Below are 260 nucleotides of genomic sequence, written 5' to 3' on the forward strand. Positions count from 1 at the left end.
AATAAACAACGAGCGCCGTGAGCCGTGGACCGTATTGCACATGATTCGTGACATGTGATGGGAATTCGGCTTGTTGAACACATCGACAATGTGGACACGATTTCACTTCACGTTCATGTTGTGTCACCTCGATCGCCACAGGAGGGACATCAAACACTTGACGGATATCGACTTTGAACGGTTTGACTTCACGCAAAGAAGCCCCACATCCTTGACACGTATGCACACGGTGGACGACACGATGATGTGGATGTTCCACT

Annotated in this window: 1 protein-coding gene; it reads right to left on the bottom strand. The window is 49.2% G+C overall.

The features are described 5' to 3' along the window. A partial coding sequence (locus ETB99_RS14815) for an IS66 family transposase zinc-finger binding domain-containing protein (RefSeq protein ID WP_171700951.1) occupies nt 1-260 on the bottom strand: 260 nt, incomplete at both ends.

The organism is Anoxybacillus sp. CHMUD (assembly GCF_013096965.1).
Lineage (GTDB): Bacteria > Bacillota > Bacilli > Bacillales > Anoxybacillaceae > Anoxybacillus > Anoxybacillus kestanbolensis_A.